13 protein-coding genes are annotated in these 16972 nt (G+C 71.4%); 8 read left to right on the forward strand and 5 right to left on the reverse strand.

Annotated elements, in window-relative coordinates; genetic code table 11:
* A complete protein-coding gene (icmF, locus tag D466_RS0101965; protein WP_018912013.1) occupies window positions 1–3294 on the forward strand; it encodes a fused isobutyryl-CoA mutase/GTPase IcmF in 3294 nt (1097 codons plus the stop codon).
* Window positions 3291–4145 carry an ABC transporter substrate-binding protein gene (locus tag D466_RS0101970; protein ID WP_018912014.1) on the forward strand — a complete coding sequence of 285 codons (855 nt, stop codon included), beginning with the start codon at window positions 3291–3293 and terminating at the stop codon, window positions 4143–4145. The genes icmF and D466_RS0101970 overlap by 4 nt, the downstream gene beginning before the upstream one ends.
* Window positions 4146–4179: 34 nt before the next feature.
* On the opposite strand, the gene D466_RS0101975 is transcribed toward D466_RS0101970, so the two are convergent.
* Window positions 4180–5121 (reverse strand): LysR family transcriptional regulator, encoded by a 942-nt coding sequence (locus D466_RS0101975; RefSeq protein ID WP_018912015.1) that lies wholly within the window; start codon window positions 5119–5121, stop codon window positions 4180–4182.
* 114 nt (window positions 5122–5235) lie between these two features.
* Between D466_RS0101975 and ilvD the strand changes: the two genes are divergently transcribed.
* Both ilvD and D466_RS0101985 read left to right on the forward strand, forming a co-directional pair.
* On the forward strand, window positions 5236–7083 hold the full coding sequence (ilvD, locus tag D466_RS0101980) for a dihydroxy-acid dehydratase (protein ID WP_018912016.1): 1848 nt from the start codon (window positions 5236–5238) through the stop codon (window positions 7081–7083).
* Between the two features lie 138 nt (window positions 7084–7221).
* The gene (locus D466_RS0101985) at window positions 7222–7833 is read left to right on the forward strand and encodes a Spy/CpxP family protein refolding chaperone (protein WP_018912017.1); all 612 of its coding nucleotides are present in this window, start codon (window positions 7222–7224) and stop codon (window positions 7831–7833) included.
* A 51-nt stretch (window positions 7834–7884) separates the two neighbouring features.
* Here D466_RS0101985 and D466_RS0101990 read toward each other — a convergent pair whose 3' ends face one another.
* Both D466_RS0101990 and D466_RS0101995 read right to left on the reverse strand, forming a co-directional pair.
* On the reverse strand, window positions 7885–9279 hold the full coding sequence (locus tag D466_RS0101990) for a cytochrome-c peroxidase (RefSeq protein WP_018912018.1): 1395 nt from the start codon (window positions 9277–9279) through the stop codon (window positions 7885–7887).
* On the reverse strand, window positions 9279–11057 hold the full coding sequence (locus D466_RS0101995) for a phospholipase C (RefSeq protein WP_018912019.1): 1779 nt from the start codon (window positions 11055–11057) through the stop codon (window positions 9279–9281). Before D466_RS0101995 ends, D466_RS0101990 begins: the two co-directional genes overlap by 1 nt.
* A 234-nt stretch (window positions 11058–11291) precedes the next feature.
* On the opposite strand from D466_RS0101995, the gene D466_RS0102000 reads away from it, so the two are divergent.
* Window positions 11292–12251 (forward strand): ketopantoate reductase family protein, encoded by a 960-nt coding sequence (locus tag D466_RS0102000; RefSeq protein ID WP_018912020.1) that lies wholly within the window; start codon window positions 11292–11294, stop codon window positions 12249–12251.
* Here D466_RS0102000 and D466_RS0102005 read toward each other — a convergent pair.
* Window positions 12232–13125, reverse strand: coding sequence for an AEC family transporter (locus D466_RS0102005; RefSeq protein ID WP_018912021.1), 894 nt, complete (start codon window positions 13123–13125; stop codon window positions 12232–12234). The genes D466_RS0102000 and D466_RS0102005 overlap by 20 nt on opposite strands.
* A 172-nt stretch (window positions 13126–13297) precedes the next feature.
* Between D466_RS0102005 and D466_RS0102010 the strand changes: the two genes are divergently transcribed.
* A complete protein-coding gene (locus tag D466_RS0102010; RefSeq protein WP_018912022.1) occupies window positions 13298–14296 on the forward strand; it encodes a 2-dehydropantoate 2-reductase in 999 nt (332 codons plus the stop codon).
* 25 nt (window positions 14297–14321) lie between these two features.
* On the opposite strand, the gene D466_RS0102015 is transcribed toward D466_RS0102010, so the two are convergent.
* On the reverse strand, window positions 14322–14909 hold the full coding sequence (locus tag D466_RS0102015) for a CBS domain-containing protein (RefSeq protein ID WP_018912023.1): 588 nt from the start codon (window positions 14907–14909) through the stop codon (window positions 14322–14324).
* 270 nt (window positions 14910–15179) lie between these two features.
* Between D466_RS0102015 and D466_RS0102020 the strand changes: the two genes are divergently transcribed.
* Window positions 15180–16337, forward strand: coding sequence for an alpha-hydroxy acid oxidase (locus D466_RS0102020; protein ID WP_018912024.1), 1158 nt, complete (start codon window positions 15180–15182; stop codon window positions 16335–16337).
* 134 nt (window positions 16338–16471) lie between these two features.
* Window positions 16472–16963 carry a PaaI family thioesterase gene (locus D466_RS0102025; protein WP_018912025.1) on the forward strand — a complete coding sequence of 164 codons (492 nt, stop codon included), beginning with the start codon at window positions 16472–16474 and terminating at the stop codon, window positions 16961–16963.
* The last annotated feature ends 9 nt before the right edge of the window (window positions 16964–16972 follow it).

Below are 16972 nucleotides of genomic sequence, written 5' to 3' on the forward strand. Positions count from 1 at the left end.
ATGACCGATCTTTCCGCGCAGCAACAGGCGCTGGCCGGCTACCGACCGACCCACAAGGTCCGGTTCGTCACCGCCGCCGCGCTGTTCGACGGCCACGACGCCGCGATCAACATCATGCGCCGCATCCTGCAGGGCATGGGCGCCGAGGTGATCCACCTCGGCCACAACCGCTCGGTCGAGGAGGTGGTGACGGCCGCGCTGCAGGAGGACGCGCAGGGCATCGCGGTCAGTTCCTACCAGGGCGGGCACGTCGAGTACTTCAAGTACATGGTGGACCTGCTGCGCCAGCGCGGCGGCGAGCACATCCAGGTGTTCGGCGGCGGCGGCGGGGTCATCGTGCCGGCCGAGATCCGCGAGCTGCAGGACTACGGGGTGGCGCGCATCTACAGCCCCGAGGACGGCCAGCGCATGGGCCTGCAGGGCATGATCGGCGAGATGCTCATGCGCTGCGACCGCGAGGCGGGCGCGGCCGAGCCGGACGCGCTCGACGCGGTGGCCGGACACACGCCGCAGGCCTGGCGCGCGCTGGCGCGCCTGATCACCGCGCTGGAGAACGGGCGCGCGTCGGCCGGGCTGGTGGCCGAGCTGCGCCGGCGCGCGGGCCAGGCGCGCGCGCCGGTGCTGGGCATCACCGGCACCGGGGGCGCGGGCAAGTCCAGCCTCACCGACGAGCTGGTGCGGCGCCTGCGCCTGGACCAGCACGACCACCTGCGCGTGGCCGTGATCAGCATCGACCCGTCGCGGCGCAAGAGCGGCGGCGCGCTGCTGGGCGACCGCATCCGCATGAACGCCATCGGCCCCTGGCGCGACGGTCCGCGCGTGTACATGCGCAGCATGGCCACGCGCGAGACCGGCAGCGAGATCAGCGCCGCGCTGCCCGACGTGCTGGCCGCGGTGAAGCTGGCCGGCTTCGATCTGGTCGTGGTGGAGACCTCGGGCATCGGCCAGGGCGACGCGGCCATCGTGCCGCTGGTGGACCTGCCGCTGTACGTGATGACCCCGGAATTCGGCGCCGCCAGCCAGCTCGAGAAAATCGACATGCTGGATTTCGCCGAATTCGTGGCCATCAACAAGTTCGACCGCAAGGGCGCGGCCGACGCGCTGCGCGACGTGGCCAAGCAGGTGCAGCGCAACCGCGAGGCCTTCGGCGCGCGCCCGGAGGACATGCCGGTGTTCGGCACCATGGCCAGCCGCTTCAACGACGATGGCGTCACCGCGCTGTACCAGGCGCTGCGCGCGCGCCTGGGCGAACTGGGCCTGGCGCTGGAGCAAGGCCTGTTGCCGGAGGTGTCCACGCGCTTCAGCACCCACCGCCACCCCATCGTGCCGCCGGCGCGCACCCGCTACCTGGCCGACATCTCCGAGGTGGTGCGCGGCTACAAGCGCCGTGCCGGCGAGCAGGCGGCGCTGGCCCGCGAGGCGCAGCAGCTGCGCGCGGCGCGGGCCATGCTGCGCGCCGCCGGCGGCATCGAGCCCGGCACGGACGAAAGGCTCGAACAACTGGCGGCGCAGCGCGAACAGCGCCTGGGCGAGCCGGCGCGCGCGCTGCTCGCGGGCTGGGACGAACTGCAGCGAACCTACGCGGGCGACGAACACGTGGTGAAGGTGCGCGAGCGCGAGATCCGCACCCGGCTGACCGTGCGCACGCTGTCGGGAACCACCATGCGCAAGGTCGCGCTGCCGCGCTACGAGGACCACGGCGAGCGCCTGAAATGGCTGCTGCTGGAAAACGTGCCCGGCGGCTTCCCCTACACGGCCGGCACCTTCGCCTTCAAGCGCGAGGGCGAGGACCCCACGCGCATGTTCGCCGGCGAGGGGGACGCCTTCCGCACCAACCGGCGCTTCAAGCTGGTCAGCGAGGGCATGCCGGCCAAGCGCCTGTCCACGGCCTTCGATTCGGTCACGCTGTACGGCAACGACCCCGACCTGCGCCCCGACATCCACGGCAAGATCGGCAACTCGGGCGTGAGCATCGCCACGCTGGACGACCTGAAGGTGCTGTACTCCGGCTTCGACCTCTGCGATGCGTCGACCTCGGTGTCGATGACCATCAACGGGCCGGCGCCCGCCATCCTGGCCATGTTCATGAACACGGCCATCGACCAGCAGCTGGACAGGTTCGAGGCCGAGCACGGCCACCCGCCCTCGCCCGAGCAGGCGCGCCAGCTGCGCGCCTGGGCGCTGGCCAACGTGCGCGGCACCGTGCAGGCGGACATCCTCAAGGAGGACCAGGGCCAGAACACCTGCATCTTCTCCACCGAGTTCAGCCTCAAGGTGATGGGGGACATCCAGGAGTACTTCGTGCGCCACAAGGTGCGCAATTTCTACTCGGTGAGCATTTCCGGCTACCACATCGCCGAGGCCGGGGCGAACCCGATCTCGCAGCTGGCCTTCACGCTGGCCAACGGCTTCACCTACGTGGAGGCCTACCTGGCGCGCGGCATGCCCATCGACGACTTCGCGCCCAACCTGAGCTTTTTCTTCAGCAACGGCATGGACCCGGAGTACACCGTGCTGGGGCGGGTGGCGCGGCGCATCTGGGCAGTGGCCATGCGCGAGCGCTACGGCGCGGGCGAGCGCAGCCGCAAGCTCAAGTACCACGTGCAGACCAGCGGGCGCAGCCTGCACGCGCAGGAGATCGCCTTCAACGACATCCGCACCACGCTGCAGGCGCTGATCGCCATCTACGACAACTGCAACAGCCTGCACACCAACGCCTACGACGAGGCCATCACCACGCCCACCACCGAGTCGGTGCGGCGCGCGATGGCCATCCAGCTGATCATCAACCGCGAATGGGGGCTGGCGAAGAACGAGAACCCGAACCAGGGCTCCTTCATCATCGACGAGCTCACCGAACTGGTGGAGGAGGCGGTGCTGGCCGAGTTCGACCGCATCGCCGAGCGCGGCGGGGTGCTGGGCGCGATGGAGACCGGCTACCAGCGCGGCAAGATCCAGGAAGAGAGCATGCACTACGAGATGCTCAAGCACACCGGAGAGCTGCCGATCATCGGGGTCAACACCTTCCGCAACCCCGAGGGCGACCCGGTGCCCGAGAGCATCGAGCTGGCGCGCTCGACCCCCGAGGAAAAGCAGAGCCAGCTCGACCGCCTGCACGAGTTCCACGCCCGCCACGCCGACGAGGCGCCGCGCCAGTTGCAGCGCCTGCGGCAGGCGGTGATCGAGGACGGCAACGTGTTCGAGGTGCTGATGGACGCCGTGCGCAGCTGCTCGCTGGGCCAGCTCACCGACGCGCTGTTCGAGGTGGGCGGCCAGTACCGGCGCAGCATGTGAGCGCGCCGTTCCAGGAGCAGGGCCCGGGCGAGCCGGGACTGCCGCGGCGCATCGTCTGCCTCACCGAGGAGCCCACCGAGGTGCTGTACGCCCTCGGCGAGTCCTGGCGCATCGTGGGCATCTCGGGTTTCACCGTGCGCCCGCCGCGGGCGCGGCGCGAGAAGCCGCGGGTGTCGGCCTTCACCTCCGCGCGCATCGACGACATCCTGCGCCTGGAGCCCGACCTGGCCATCGGCTTTTCCGACATGCAGGCGGACATCGCGCAGGCGCTGATCCGCCACGGCGTCGAGGTGTGGATCAGCAACCACCGCTCGGTGGAGCAGATCCTGGGCTACGTGCGCCGCCTGGGCGCGCTGGTGGGCGCCGCCGAGGCGGCGCGGCAACTGGCCGCGAGCCTGGCCTCGCGGCTGCGCGAGGCCGCACGCGAGGCCGAATGCGAGGCCGCCGCGCTGCCGCGCCGGCCCCGGGTGTACTTCGAGGAGTGGGACGATCCGCCGATCTCGGCCATCCGCTGGGTCAGCGAGTTGATCGGCATCGCCGGCGGCGAGGACATCTTCCCCGAGCTGGCCGCCGCCAGCCTGGGCCGGGACCGCATCGTGGCCGACCCGATGGAAGTGGTGCGCCGGCGCCCGGACATCATCATCGGCTCCTGGTGCGGCAAGAAATTCTCCCCGCAGCGCGTGGCCGCGCGCGCCGGCTGGCAGGATGTGCCGGCGGTGCGCGAGGGCGCGCTGTACGAGATCAAGTCGCCGCTGATCCTGCAGCCGGGCCCGGCTGCGCTGACCGACGGCCTGGACGCGCTGCGGCGCATCGTGCGGGAATGGAACGAGCGCCAGGCGGCGCCGGCCTGAGCCCCCGGGGCGCGCGAGGCCGGGGCCGCGAGCGCTACGCGCCCGCCCGGCGCGGGACCGGGCCCTTGGCCTCGGCCTCGGCGGGCACTCCGGCCATGCGCAGGAAGCTGTCCAGCACCGGGTCCATGCGGTCGGCGCGCCAGACCATGCCCATCTCCAGGCTCGGGGCGTCCTGCAGGTCCAGGTAGCGCACCCCCGCGCGCGCCAGCCTGCGCAAGGAGGCCGGCACCAGGGCGATGCCCATGCCGGCCGACACCAGGCTGACGATGGTCTGCATCTGGATCGCGTGCTGCGCGATGGCGACCTGCCCGCCCGAGGCCGAGCAGTAGCCCACCACCTTGTCGTAGAACAGGGGCGCCACGTGGCGCGGGAACAGCACCAGCGGCGAGGCGACCACCTCGGAGCGCGCCAGCCGGCCGCGCAGGGGCCGGATGCGCCGCTGCTCCACCCAGGCCTCGGGCACTGCCGCCACCAGGGGCTCGGATTCGAGCCGGTGGTAGCGCAGCATGCCCGGCATGGATTCCTGGCCGTCGGGCAGGATGATGCCCACCTGCCCCCTGCCCTCCAGCAGCGCGGCGATCTGCACGTCGCTGGTGGCCTCGGTCAGCGAGAGCTCCACGTCCGGATGGCTTTCCCGGAAGCGCAGCACCAGTTCGGGCAGCACGCTGTAGTCCGCGGTGCTGACGAAGGAGATCTGCAGCCGGCCGAGTTCGCCGGCGAGCAGGCGCCGCGCCGTGGCGGCGAGCGCGTCGTGCCCCTGCAGCACCGCGCGCGCGTGGGGCAGCCATTGCTCGCCGAAGGCGCTGAGCGCGACGCTGCGGCGGGTGCGCACGAACAGCGGCGCGCCCAACTCGCGCTCGAGGGCGAGGATGGACTGGCTCAGCGGCGGCTGGGTCATGCGCAGGCGCTGCGCGGCGCGTCCGAAATGCAGGGTCTCGGCGACGCTGAGGAAATGCCGGAGCTGGCGTACGTCCACGGCGGAGAAGTTGTGAGAGGTATTTCGACTCAATACGCCCTGAATTATAGATTTCACATCCGGAAAGAACTGGCGTAGATTCCGGCCGGATCCCCTTTTTCCGCAGGAGCAGCCATGCCAGCCTATCGTTCCAAGACCTCCACCGCCGGGCGCAACATGGCGGGCGCGCGCGCGTTGTGGCGCGCCACCGGCATGCGCGACGGCGACTTCGACAAGCCGATCATCGCCATCGCGAACTCCTTCACCCAGTTCGTTCCGGGCCACGTGCACCTGAAGGACATGGGCCAACTGGTGGCGCGCGAAATCGAGGCCGCCGGCGGGGTGGCCAAGGAATTCAACACCATCGCGGTGGACGACGGCATCGCCATGGGCCACGACGGCATGCTGTACTCGCTGCCCAGCCGCGACATCATCGCCGACTCGGTCGAGTACATGGTCAACGCGCATTGCGCCGACGCGCTGGTGTGCATTTCCAACTGCGACAAGATCACCCCGGGGATGCTGATGGCCGCGATGCGCCTGAACATCCCGGTGGTGTTCGTCTCCGGCGGCCCGATGGAAGCCGGCACCACGCGCCTGGCCGGAACCAGCACGATCAAGAAAATCGACCTGATCGACGCCATGGTGATGGCGGCCGACCCCAAGGTCTCGGACGACGAGGTGGCCAGCGTGGAGCGTTCGGCCTGCCCCACCTGCGGCTCCTGCTCGGGCATGTTCACCGCCAATTCGATGAACTGCCTGACCGAGGCGCTGGGCCTGGCGCTGCCGGGCAACGGCACCGTGGTGGCCACGCACGCCGACCGCAAGCAGCTGTTCCTGGGTGCCGGGCGCCTGGTGGTCGAACTGTGCAAGCGCTACTACGAGCAGGACGACGCCTCGGTGCTGCCGCGCAACATCGCCGGCCGCGCCGCCTTCGCCAACGCGATGACCCTGGACATCGCCATGGGCGGCTCCACCAACACGATCCTGCACCTGCTGGCCGCCGCGCAGGAGGCCGAGCTGGACTTCGGCATGTCCGACATCGACCATCTCTCGCGCCGCGTGCCCAACCTGTGCAAGGTGGCGCCGTCGAGCCACTACCACGTGGAGGACGTGCACCGCGCCGGCGGCATCATGGGCATCCTGGGCGAACTGGCGCGCGGCGGGCTGCTGGACACCAGCGTGCCGACCGTGCACTCTCGCAGCCTGGGCGAGGCGCTGGCGCGCCACGACGTGCTGGCCACCGAGGACCCGGCCGTCCACGAGTTCTTCCGCGCCGGCCCCGCCGGCATTCCCTCGCAGGTGGCCTTCAGCCAGGACACGCGCTGGCCCAGCCTGGACCTGGACCGTGCGAAGGGCTGCATCCGCAGCGTCGAGCACGCCTACAACAAGGAAGGCGGCCTGGCCGTGCTGTACGGCAACATCGCCGCCGACGGCTGCGTGGTGAAGACCGCGGGGGTGGACGAGGCGCTGTACACCTTCGAGGGCAAGGCGCGCGTGTACGAGAGCCAGGACGCGGCGGTCAAGGGCATCCTGGGCGACGAGGTGCAGGCCGGCGACGTGGTGGTGATCCGCTACGAGGGCCCGCGCGGCGGCCCGGGCATGCAGGAGATGCTCTACCCCACCTCCTACCTGAAGTCCAAGGGCCTGGGCAAGCAGTGCGCGCTGGTCACCGACGGGCGCTTCTCGGGCGGCACCGCCGGGCTGTCCATCGGCCACGTGTCGCCGGAAGCCGCAGCGGGGGGCGCGATCGGCCTGGTGCGCGACGGCGACCGCATCCGCATCGACATCCCGCGCCGCGGCATCGACGTGCTGGTCGACGAAGCCGAACTGCAGCGCCGCCGCGCCGAGCAGGACGCCCGGGGCTGGAAGCCCGCGCAGCCGCGCCAGCGCCGCGTGTCGGCGGCGCTCAGGGCCTACGCCAAGCTGGCCATGAGCGCCGACAAGGGCGCCGTGCGCGACCTGTCCCTGCTCGAAGATTGAATGGACGGCCGCGGCTGCGAGGCACTGGACGCGGGCAATACTTCGACATCGGCCGGGAATACGCAGGACAAACGGGGCGCGGATCATCATGGCGCGGGCTTCGCATCGAGCGGCCCGCGCCGAACCGGAGATCCGTCCATGCCTTCCCCCCTGTCCACCTTGTCCCGGGCCCTGGGCCCGGCCCTGACGCTGGGCGCGCTGCTGCTGCAGGCCCCCGCGCAGGCGCAGACGCCGCCCCCCGCGGGCGGCGCTTCCGCGCCCGCGCGAGCCTGGCACGCGCAGCGCTGCGCCGGTGCGCGCTGGCAGCACCACGGCGCCTGGATACGGCGCCTGGGGCTCAGCACCGAGCAGCGCGAGCGCATTCGCGCCATCCTGCGCCGCGCGCGCGCCGACGCCGAGCCGGTGCGCGGGCAACTGCGCGCGCTGGGCGAGCAGGAACGCCGCCTGTTCGCGGCGCCCACGGTCGACGTGGCGGCGCTGCAGAAACTGCAGCAGCAACGCGAGCCCCTGCTCGCGCGCGCCGGCGAACAGCGCCTGCAGACGCGCATCGCCATCGCCGAGGTGATGACGCCCGAGCAGCGCCGGCGCGCGGCGCAGGCCTGGCGCGAGCATGCGCACGGGGGCGCCCGGCGCGGCCCCATGCACGGCCCCATGCACGGGCCCATGCACGGGACCATTCACGGCCCGATGCCGGCGGCGGCGCCCGGCGCCGGCCCGGCGCCGATGCCCGGGGCCAGCGGCTCGCGCTGAGCCCGGGCAGCCCGCCGCGCTGCGCGCGGCGGGAGTCTGTCTCGCGCGCGCTCAGCGCGGGCGCCAGCCGTCGTTCAGGGTCTTCAGGAATGCGATGATGTCACGCATGTCGCGCGCACTCATGGCCGGCGGCTGCCCCGCCTTGCGATCGAAGGGAGGGTCGCTGCGGTCGACGTTGGCCTGGTCGGCCGCGGGAAGGTCGTCGTACTTGTCGACCTTGCCGTCGACCACGGGGTAGATCCTGGCCGGGCGCGTGTCGCGGAAGTCGTAGAAGTCCAGCACCCGCGCCAGCGAGTGGTACACGCCGTTGTGGAAGAACACGCGGCGCGTCGCCGTGTTGCGCAGCGTGGGCGTGAGGAACATGCCGCAGTACTGGGTCTGGCTGGCCAGGTCGCTGCGGTAGGGCCCGCACAGCCCCAGGTCGTGATAGCGCGGGTCGCCGTTGGCCGGGATCGCCGGGTTGCGCGGCACGCCCAGGGCCTCGTACTGGGTGTCGGTGAACAGCGGCGGCCGGCCGTCCGCGCCGGGGCGGTCGAGATGGCAGGCGGCGCAGTCGCCCTTGCGCGGGTCGTTGAACGCGACGTAGCCGCGCGCCTGGGAGGGCGTGAAACGGGCCCGGCCCTGCAGCCAGGCGTCGTACTTGCTGGTGAAGGGGTGGAAGCTCGGGTCCTCGATCTGGAAGCGCGCCAGCGCGAACAGCGCCTCGCTCACCAGGAATTGCGAGTTCCCCAGCATGCCGGGACCGAACAGCTGGCGGAACTGGGCCGCGTAGCCGGCGCCGCGCAGCTTGGCGGCCACCGTGTCCACGCTGCCGGCATCCATCTCCAGGGGGTTGAACAGCGGGCCGTCGGCCTGCTGCTGCAGGGTGTTGACGCGACCGTCCCAGAACAGGCCGCCCTGGGGCACCAGGTTGGCGGCCGTGGCCGCCGTGTCTTGGGCGGTCTTGCGCAAGCGCGCGGACTGCCTGCCGAGCTGCACCAGCTGCTGCAGCGTGACGGTCTCGTTTTCCTCGTTGTCCGGGCCGATGCTGAAATTCTGCTGGCGGTACAGGTACTCCAGCGAGGGCACCGCGCGCACGCCGTAGCGGTTCATGCGCGAGCCGCCGACCTGCACCGGCAGCGCGTTGGGCGGGCCGTAGGCGTGCCCGGGGCTGTGGCAGGAGGCGCAGGACACGCGCCCCGAGCCGGAAAGCCGGCGGTCGAAGAACAGTTCGCGCCCCAGCCGGGCCACCGCGCTCAGCGGCTTGCGCGGCGGCAGCACGAGTTGCACCGGATGGGGATTGCCTCCATCGGGCAGCACCAGCGGGAGCGCGGGCCGCGAGGCCGCAACGACCGGCGCCTGGAGCGGCGCGGAGGCGGCGGGCGTCGCGCCCGCCGCCTCCGCGGCCCAGGGCGCGCCCGTCAGGAACGCGGCGGTGACCGCGATCAGCAAGGCGCGCAGGGACATCAGCTCGAGCTCGGCGAGTTGCTGCCGGCCGGCGCGCGGCGCAGCACGGCGCCGGTGGTCGGATCCAGGAACAGCGGCGGGCTCATGCGGCCGCCGAAGCCGTGGTGGTGCCAGCCGTGGTCGTCGCCGTCGTGGTCGCCACCGAAGCGGAACATGTCCATGATGCTGCCGGTGGTGGCGTCGAAGGAACCGCCGCCCAGGCGCTCGCCGTGCAGCCAGTTGTCCTCGATGAAGCGGGTCACCGAGGCCAGCGAGATGCGCTGGTGGCTCACGTAGTCGGCCTTGGCCCAGGGCGAGATCACCATGAAGGGGATGCGCGTGCCGGGACCGCAGCGGCCGTTGACCGGCTGGCCCTTCACGCCCGGCATCGGCTTGCCGCTGCCGCACACGCCGGGGCCGTCGAGCTGGTCGGCCTGCGAGTCGAAGGACGGGTTGGTCGGCGTGGCGAAGGCATGGTCGTACCAGCCGTCCGAATCGTCATAGGTGACGATCACCGCGGTGTCCTTCCATTGCGGCTGCTGCTGCAGGAAGTTGACCACCTTGGTCACGAAGGCCTGCTCGTCCAGCGGGTCGGAATAGCCGGCGTGCGCGTCCTGGTAGGCCGGGGCCTTGAGGAAGCTGACGGCCGGGAAGTTGCCCGCCTTGACCGCCGCGAAGAAGTCATTCAGGCCGTACTCGTGGTTGGCGGGGTCGGGCGTGCGCGTGCCCGGCTCGTCGCCATGGCCGATGGCCTGCACCGACGAAGGACGGGCATGGGTCGGGTTGGCGGTCGACGGGTAGTACTGGAACCAGTTGTGGTGGGGAATGTAGTCGGCCGTGGTGCCGGTGTAGCTCGACGTCGTGTTGCGCTTGCAGCCGGTGCTGCCGTTGGCGTTGACGGTGCCGAGGTTGAAGCCGCCCATGAACCCGCCCCAGGAGACGTCGCGGGCGTTGAGCAGGTCGCCGATGTTGCGGCCCTGCATCAGGATCTGGTCGGTGGGGCTGGAGCACACGTCATAGGCGGGATCCACGTCATTGATCAGCGCGTAGCCCCCAGCCCCGTCGTTGACGTAGTACGAATACGCGGCCAGCGTGAAGGGCTGTTTGCTGGTCTTCACCAGGCTCACGCCATCGGTCTGGCCCGAGACCACTTCCAGCGCGCCGGGCGTGGAGGGGCCGTAGGTGTCGGTGTAGGCGGCGTCGCTCATCGCGAAATGCTGCGCGTAGTTCCACAGCGCCGTCACGGTGTTGCCGTCGTAGTAGCCCATGACCTGCCCGTTGGTGCCGAAGGCACCCACCGCGCCCGTGGTGGCGTGGCCGGTGTACTTGGGAAACAGGTCCGCCTTGCCGCCGTCGTAGGCGAACTGCTCGGCCGTGTAGGCGTGGTTCTGGTCGGCGGTGGCGGCCTGGCTGGGGTCGAGCCGGAAGGGGTTGGCGGCGCCGCTGCCGTTGGCGGTGTTCGTGAAGTTGGGGTTGGCGGTGAGCAGCGCTGCGCTCAGGCCGTTGACGGCGGGCGTGCCGCGCCGCGCGTGAAAGGCGGTTTCGCCACTGGGATTCGCGGCCTGCGGGTAGGTGGCGAAATAGTGGTCGAAGGAGACGTTCTCGTTGAACAGCACCACGACGTGCTTGATCGGCGTGGCCGTCGGGTAGGCCTCGGCGCGCAGGCCGACATGGTGGTGGTCCCGATCGTGGTCGTGGCCGTAGCCGTGGAAGGGCGAGGCGCTGGCCGTGGAGGCCGAAGCGCCGACCGCGATCGCGGCGGCGATCACGGAGGTGGCGAGCAAGGTCTTGCGCAACATGTGGAGGACTCCCTGAAGCGAAACGAGGCAGGAACCCCGCCGGCGCCGCATTCCCTGCGGCTGCCATACGAGGGCCGGGGGCGATTGTTCGAAGCGAACATGCAAGGCGCGTGACAAGCGCGCTCCGATCGTTTCTCGTTTCACTTGTTGCAACTGGTCGCATGTGCCCCGCCGGCAGCTTTCGGCGCAATGGGCTAGATTGCAGGCCGCATGCTACCCGTCGATGCCCGTTCCATGACCTCCACCACCCCACGCATCACCGTTGTCGGCGCCGGATCGGTCGGCAGCTATTTCGGCGCCGTGCTGGCGCGCGCCGGCCACCTGGTCACGCTGGTGGCGCGCCCCGAGCACGTCGCGGCCATCGAGGCCTCCGGCCTGAAAGTCCATAAGGCCGATGGGGATTTCACCGTGCGCCTGCCGGCGACCACCTCGCTGGAGGCGGTGCGCGGCGCCGATCTGGTGCTGCTGTGCGTGAAGTCCCGCGACACCGAGGACCTGGCGCGGCGCATGGCTGCGCTGCTCGAGCCCGGGGCCGTGGTGATGAGCCTGCAGAACGGCGTGGAGAACCCGGCGACGATCGCCCGCCACGTGCGCCAGCCGGTGGTGCCCACCGCGGTCTACGTGGCCACGGCGATGCCGGCCCCCGGCGAGGTCCGGCATTTCGGGCGTGGCGAACTGGTGATCGGCCCGGCCACGCCGCGCGACGCGGCGGATGCCGCGCTGCGCGCGCGCCTGCAGGACATCGCGGCCCTGTTCGGCGGCGCCGGCGTGCCGGTGCAGGTCTCGGACGCGGTGATGGACGAACTGTGGGCCAAGCTGCTGGTCAACTGCGCCTACAACGCGATCTCCGCGCTGACCCAGCAGCCCTACGGGGCGATGGCGGCGCAGGCGCCGATCCGCGAGTTGCAGGAAAACCTGGTGCGCGAGGTGCTGGCGGTGGCGCACGCCAGCGGGCGTGCGCTGGACGAGCAGGCCGCGCGCGCCTCGGTCGAGCAGATCGCGCGCAGCATGCCGGGCCAGTTGTCGTCGACCGCGCAGGACCTGGCGCGCGGCAAGGCCACGGAGATCGACGATCTCAACGGGTTGATCGTGCGCCGCGGCGCCGAACTCGGCATCGCCACGCCGGCCAACCAGAGCGTGTACGCGCTGGTCAAGCTGGCCGAGGCGGCACGCATCAGCGCGAAGCCAGCGTGAGGAACAGCGGCAGCGAAAGCGCGCCCAGCAAGGTGGACAAGGACACCAGGCCGGCCACGTAGGGCCCGTCGCCGCCCATGCGCATGGCCAGCACGTAGGCGCTGGATGCGGTGGGCACCGCGGTGAACACCAGCAGCGCCAGCACGTGGCTGGAGTCCAGCCCGAGCGCCCGCGCCAGGCCCCAGGCGCTCAGCGGCACCAGCAGGTGGCGGATGGCCAGGAACCAGCCCGACAAGGCCCAGTCGCGGTGCAGGCCCTGCAGGCGCAGGCCCGCGCCCACGGTCAGCAGCCCCAGCGCGATGGAGGCGCCGCCCAGGCGGTCGAACACCGGTTGCACCAGATGCGGCAGGCGCAGGCCCAGCGCATGCACCACCAGGCCGGTCGCGGTGGATACCAGCAGGGGATTGCGCAGCAGCTCGCGCCACAGGCTGCGCCCGCCGTGGCGCGACAGCGCCCACACCGCCGCGGCATTGCACAGCGGCACGCCGATGGCGATCAGCACCCCGACCATCGATACCATCGCAGCGCCGCCGATGCTTGCGGCCACCGCCAGCACGATGTAGGAATTGAAGCGGAAGGCGCACTGCATGCCGCTGGCGGTGCGCACCGGATCCGCGCCCAGCCAGTGCGCGCCCCAGGCCAGCGCGATGCCCGCGAGCAGCGCGCCGACTCCGGCCAGCACCAGCGCCGAGGCGGAGGCCAGGGTGTAGGTGGCACCCACGCTGGTGGAAAACAGCAGCGCCGGGAACAGCACGTAATACACCAGGCGCTCGACCCCGCCCCACACGTCGCGCCCCAGCGGAGTCAGGTGCATCAGCGCGTAGCCCAGCGCGATCAGCGCGAAGTCGGGAAACAGCAGCAGGGCGTCGTGCATCGGGGAGGCGGCGGCGAAGGCGCGGCGGAAAACGGTTCGGAGCAGCCGGCAAGCGTAGCAGGCTGTTGAAATACCGGAGGGCGCCGCGCGCAGGCGCCGCGGCGGGCCCGCCGCGCATGCCCTAGGATGCCTTCGAGCCCGGTGCGTACCGGGACCGGACAGGAGGGCCTGCATGAGGATCTGCATCATCGGCGCCGGCGCGATCGGCGGATTGATCGGCGCGCGGCTGGCCGCCCTCGCCGGCTGCCAGCCGGCGGTGCTGGCGCGCGGCGCGACGCTGCGCGCGCTGCGCGAACACGGCTGGCGCGCCGACACCGCCGGGCAGTTCCTGCAGGCGCCGGCCCGCGTGGCCGAACGCGCCGAGGAACTCGGCGAACAGGATCTGGTGATCCTGACCGTGAAGGGGCCCGCGCTGCGCGAAGTGGCCCAGGGGCTGGCGCCGCTGATGGGCGAGCACACCATCGTCATGCCGGCCATGAACGGTGTGCCCTGGTGGTTCTGCGCCGCGCGGCCGGGGCTGGACCCCGCGCCGCTGCGCAGCGTCGACCCGGGCGGGCGCATCGCCGCCGCCATCGAGCTGCGCCGCGTGCTGGGCTGCGTGGTGCACGCGACGACCTCGGTGCCCGAGCCCGGGCTGTCCTTGCACCGGGGCCCCGCGCGCCTGATCATCGGCGAGCCGGGCGGCGGCCACAGCCAGCGCGCCGAGCAGGTGTGCGCGCTGCTGCACCAGGCGGGTTTCGAGACCGTGCACTCCGACGACGTGCGCCGCGACATCTGGTACAAGCTGTGGGGCAACCTGACCATGAACCCGGTGTCGGCGCTGACCGGCGCGACCATCGAGCAGATGCTCGGCGACCCGCTGGTGCTGGCCTTCTGCAACAGCGCCATGCGCGAGGCGCGCGCGCTGGGCGAGCGCCTGGGCTGCCCGATCGAGCAGACGCCCGAGGAACGCAACAAGATCACCATGCGCCTGGGCGCCTTCAAGACCTCGATGCTGCAGGACCTCGAAGCCTCGCGCGCGCTGGAGCTCGACGCCATCGTCGGGGCCGTGCAGGAACTCGGGCGCCGCATGGATCTGCCCACGCCGACCATCGACGCGGTGCTGGGCCTGACCCGGCTGATGGCGCGCGTGCGCGGCCTGTACCCCTGGCCCGAACCCGGCGAGGCCTGAGTCGCGGACTCGGGCCGCCGCGGACTCAGGTCGCCGCCAGCAGGTGCTCGACCTCGGCGAAGCTCTGGGGCTTGTCGCTGGCCTCGATGTGCACGCCCAGCAGGCGGCCGATGTGCGTGGCCGAGAAAATGCCGCAGACCCGCGGCGGCTTGCCCTGCTGCACCACCAGCGCGTGCTGACGGCCGCTTTCGCGCAGGGTGTTGACCACGTCCCCGACGTTGGCGTGCTGCACATCGCTCCAGTCCAGCACCTGGATGCGCTCGCGCGGCACCATCACCCGGCGCACCGCCAGATGGTCGCGCGCCACGCCGTCCTCCACCGCCACGCGGATCGGCGTCTCGCCCATCAGGTCGCGCGCGGTGATCAGGCCCAGCAGTTCGCCGCCCGCGTCGGTGACCAGCAGCATGCGCACCCGCGCATGCACCATGCGCTGCTGCGCGGCCTCCAGCGTGGCGTCGGGATGAATGGCCACTGCGGCCACGCGGCGCAGATCGGTCATGGCGTAGGGCGCCGGCTGGTCCAGCGTGATGCCTTCGGGCCGCGGGCTGTCGGGCTCGCCGACGTGGGCGTGGGCGGGCAGCGAATGCAGGCGCAGCGTGCGATACGAACTCATGATGTCCGACTCCTTGAATGCCTGGGCGCTCGGCGCGCCGACGATGGTTCACTGTAGGACCAAGGCGCGGCGCGGGTTGTAACCGTACATCGCAAAAGGAGAATCGATGTTGCACTGCGACACGAATCGGCACATCCGCGCCCGGCGGCAGGCGCATGCGGCGACTCCGCGTTGCGGGCGTCCGGCTCGCTGCTACAGTCCACCGTAGCGAGGCGTAAACGACCCGCGCAAGCATGCCCGGCCCGAGCGCCGGGCTCCACGGAGCCACGGATGAGCGTCATCACCTGCGTCGAAGACCTGCGCCTGCTGGCGCGCAAGCGCGTGCCGCGCATGTTCTACGACTACGCCGATTCGGGCTCGTGGACGGAAAGCACCTACCGCGCCAATGAACAGGACTTCCAGCGCATCCTGCTGCGCCAGCGCGTGGCCGTGGACATCGAGCGGCGCAGCGTGCGCTCGCGCATGCTGGGCGAGGAGGTGGCGATGCCGGTGGCGCTGGCGCCCACCGGCCTGACGGGCATGCAACATGCCGACGGCGAGATCCTCGCCGCGCGTGCGGCCGAAGCCTTCGGCGTGCCGTTCACGCTGTCGACCATGAGCATCTGTTCCATCGAGGACATCGCCGCGCATACCCGCGCACCCTTCTGGTTCCAACTGTACGTGATGCGCGACCGCGGCTTCATCGAACGCCTGATCGAACGCGCCAAGGCGGCCCGCTGCTCGGCGCTGATGCTCACGCTGGACCTGCAGATCCTGGGCCAGCGCCACAAGGACCTCAAGAACGGCCTGTCGGCGCCGCCCAAGCCCACCGTGCGCAACCTGCTGAACCTGGCCACCAAGCCGCGCTGGGTGCTGGGCATGGCGCGCACGCCGCGGCGCAGCTTCGGCAACATCGTCGGGCATGCCACCGGGGTGACCGACCTCAGTTCCCTGTCGTCGTGGACCAGCCAGCAGTTCGATCCCAGCCTGAGCTGGAAGGACGTGGAATGGATCAAGCGCCAATGGGGGGGCAAGCTCATCGTCAAGGGCGTGCTCGACGCCGAGGACGCGCGCCTGGCCGCCGACAGCGGCGCCGACGCGCTGATCGTGTCCAACCACGGCGGGCGCCAGCTCGACGGGGCGCCCAGCTCCATCGCTGCGCTGCCGGCCATCGTGGACGCGGTCGGCCCGCGCCTGGAAGTGTGGCTGGACGGCGGCATCCGCAGCGGCCAGGACGTATTCAAGGCGCTGGCGTTGGGCGCGCGGGGCACGCTGATCGGGCGCGCCTTCCTCTACGGCCTGGGCGCCATGGGCGAGGCGGGCGTGACGCGCTGCCTGGAGCTGATCCGCAACGAACTCGACCTGACCATGGCCTTCTGCGGCCTGGACGGGGTATCGCGCATCGACCGCCGCGCGCTGGTCGGGGAGCCGGGCCGGGCGCCGGCCTGAGTGCTCCCGCATGCCGGGCCGGGCCCGCGCAACACCCGGGCCCGCGCCGGGGGCGGCGCGATTGCCGGCGCGGCATTTCACTGCATACACTTGCGGGAGTGCATCCCTGCACCCCCTTTCCGCCCGAGCGCTCCATGCCCGACGACCCTTCCACCCCAGCGATCCAGGACCTCTACCCCGAGCACCTGGCGCATTGCTACGGCTGCGGACGGCTCAACGAGCACGGCCACCACATCCGCACCTTCCAGGACGGCGAGCAGACGGTGTCGGAGTTCGTGCCCGACGCCAGCCACATCGCGGTGCCGGGTTTTGTCTACGGCGGCGTGATCGCCTCGTTGATCGACTGTCATTCCACCGCGACCGCCGCCGCGGCGATGGCCGAGGCCAGCCAGCAGCCGCTGCTCGGCCCCGGCGCCAGGACGCCGCCGCGCTTCGTCACCGGCTCGCTGCACGTGGACTACCTGCGCCCCACGCCGCTGGGCGAGGCGCTGGTGGTGCGCGGCAAGGCGCGCGAGATCCGCGGGCGCAAGGTGATCGTGGAATCCACCGTCTACGCCGGCGGAGTGGCCACGGCGCGCGGCGAGGTGGTCGCCGTGCTGATGCCCGACAACTTCGGCCAGGCCTGAAGCCCCGCG

It is taken from the genome of Thiomonas sp. FB-6, from assembly GCF_000377645.1.
Taxonomy (GTDB): Bacteria; Pseudomonadota; Gammaproteobacteria; order Burkholderiales; family Burkholderiaceae_C; genus Thiomonas_A.

Bases quoted from the DNA above. Each gene is read 5' to 3' on its own strand.
- icmF (WP_018912013.1), top strand. From the start codon at position 1: ATGACCGATCTTTCCGCGCAGCAACAGGCGCTGGCCGGCTACCGACCG.
- ilvD (WP_018912016.1), top strand. From the start codon at position 5,236: ATGCCAGCCTATCGTTCCAAGACCTCCACCGCCGGGCGCAACATGGCG.
- D466_RS0101985 (WP_018912017.1), top strand. From the start codon at position 7,222: ATGCCTTCCCCCCTGTCCACCTTGTCCCGGGCCCTGGGCCCGGCCCTG.
- D466_RS0101990 (WP_018912018.1), bottom strand. From the start codon at position 9,279: ATGTCCCTGCGCGCCTTGCTGATCGCGGTCACCGCCGCGTTCCTGACG.
- D466_RS0101995 (WP_018912019.1), bottom strand. From the start codon at position 11,057: ATGTTGCGCAAGACCTTGCTCGCCACCTCCGTGATCGCCGCCGCGATC.
- D466_RS0102000 (WP_018912020.1), top strand. From the start codon at position 11,292: ATGACCTCCACCACCCCACGCATCACCGTTGTCGGCGCCGGATCGGTC.
- D466_RS0102005 (WP_018912021.1), bottom strand. From the start codon at position 13,125: ATGCACGACGCCCTGCTGCTGTTTCCCGACTTCGCGCTGATCGCGCTG.
- D466_RS0102010 (WP_018912022.1), top strand. From the start codon at position 13,298: ATGAGGATCTGCATCATCGGCGCCGGCGCGATCGGCGGATTGATCGGC.
- D466_RS0102015 (WP_018912023.1), bottom strand. From the start codon at position 14,909: ATGAGTTCGTATCGCACGCTGCGCCTGCATTCGCTGCCCGCCCACGCC.
- D466_RS0102020 (WP_018912024.1), top strand. From the start codon at position 15,180: ATGAGCGTCATCACCTGCGTCGAAGACCTGCGCCTGCTGGCGCGCAAG.
- D466_RS0102025 (WP_018912025.1), top strand. From the start codon at position 16,472: ATGCCCGACGACCCTTCCACCCCAGCGATCCAGGACCTCTACCCCGAG.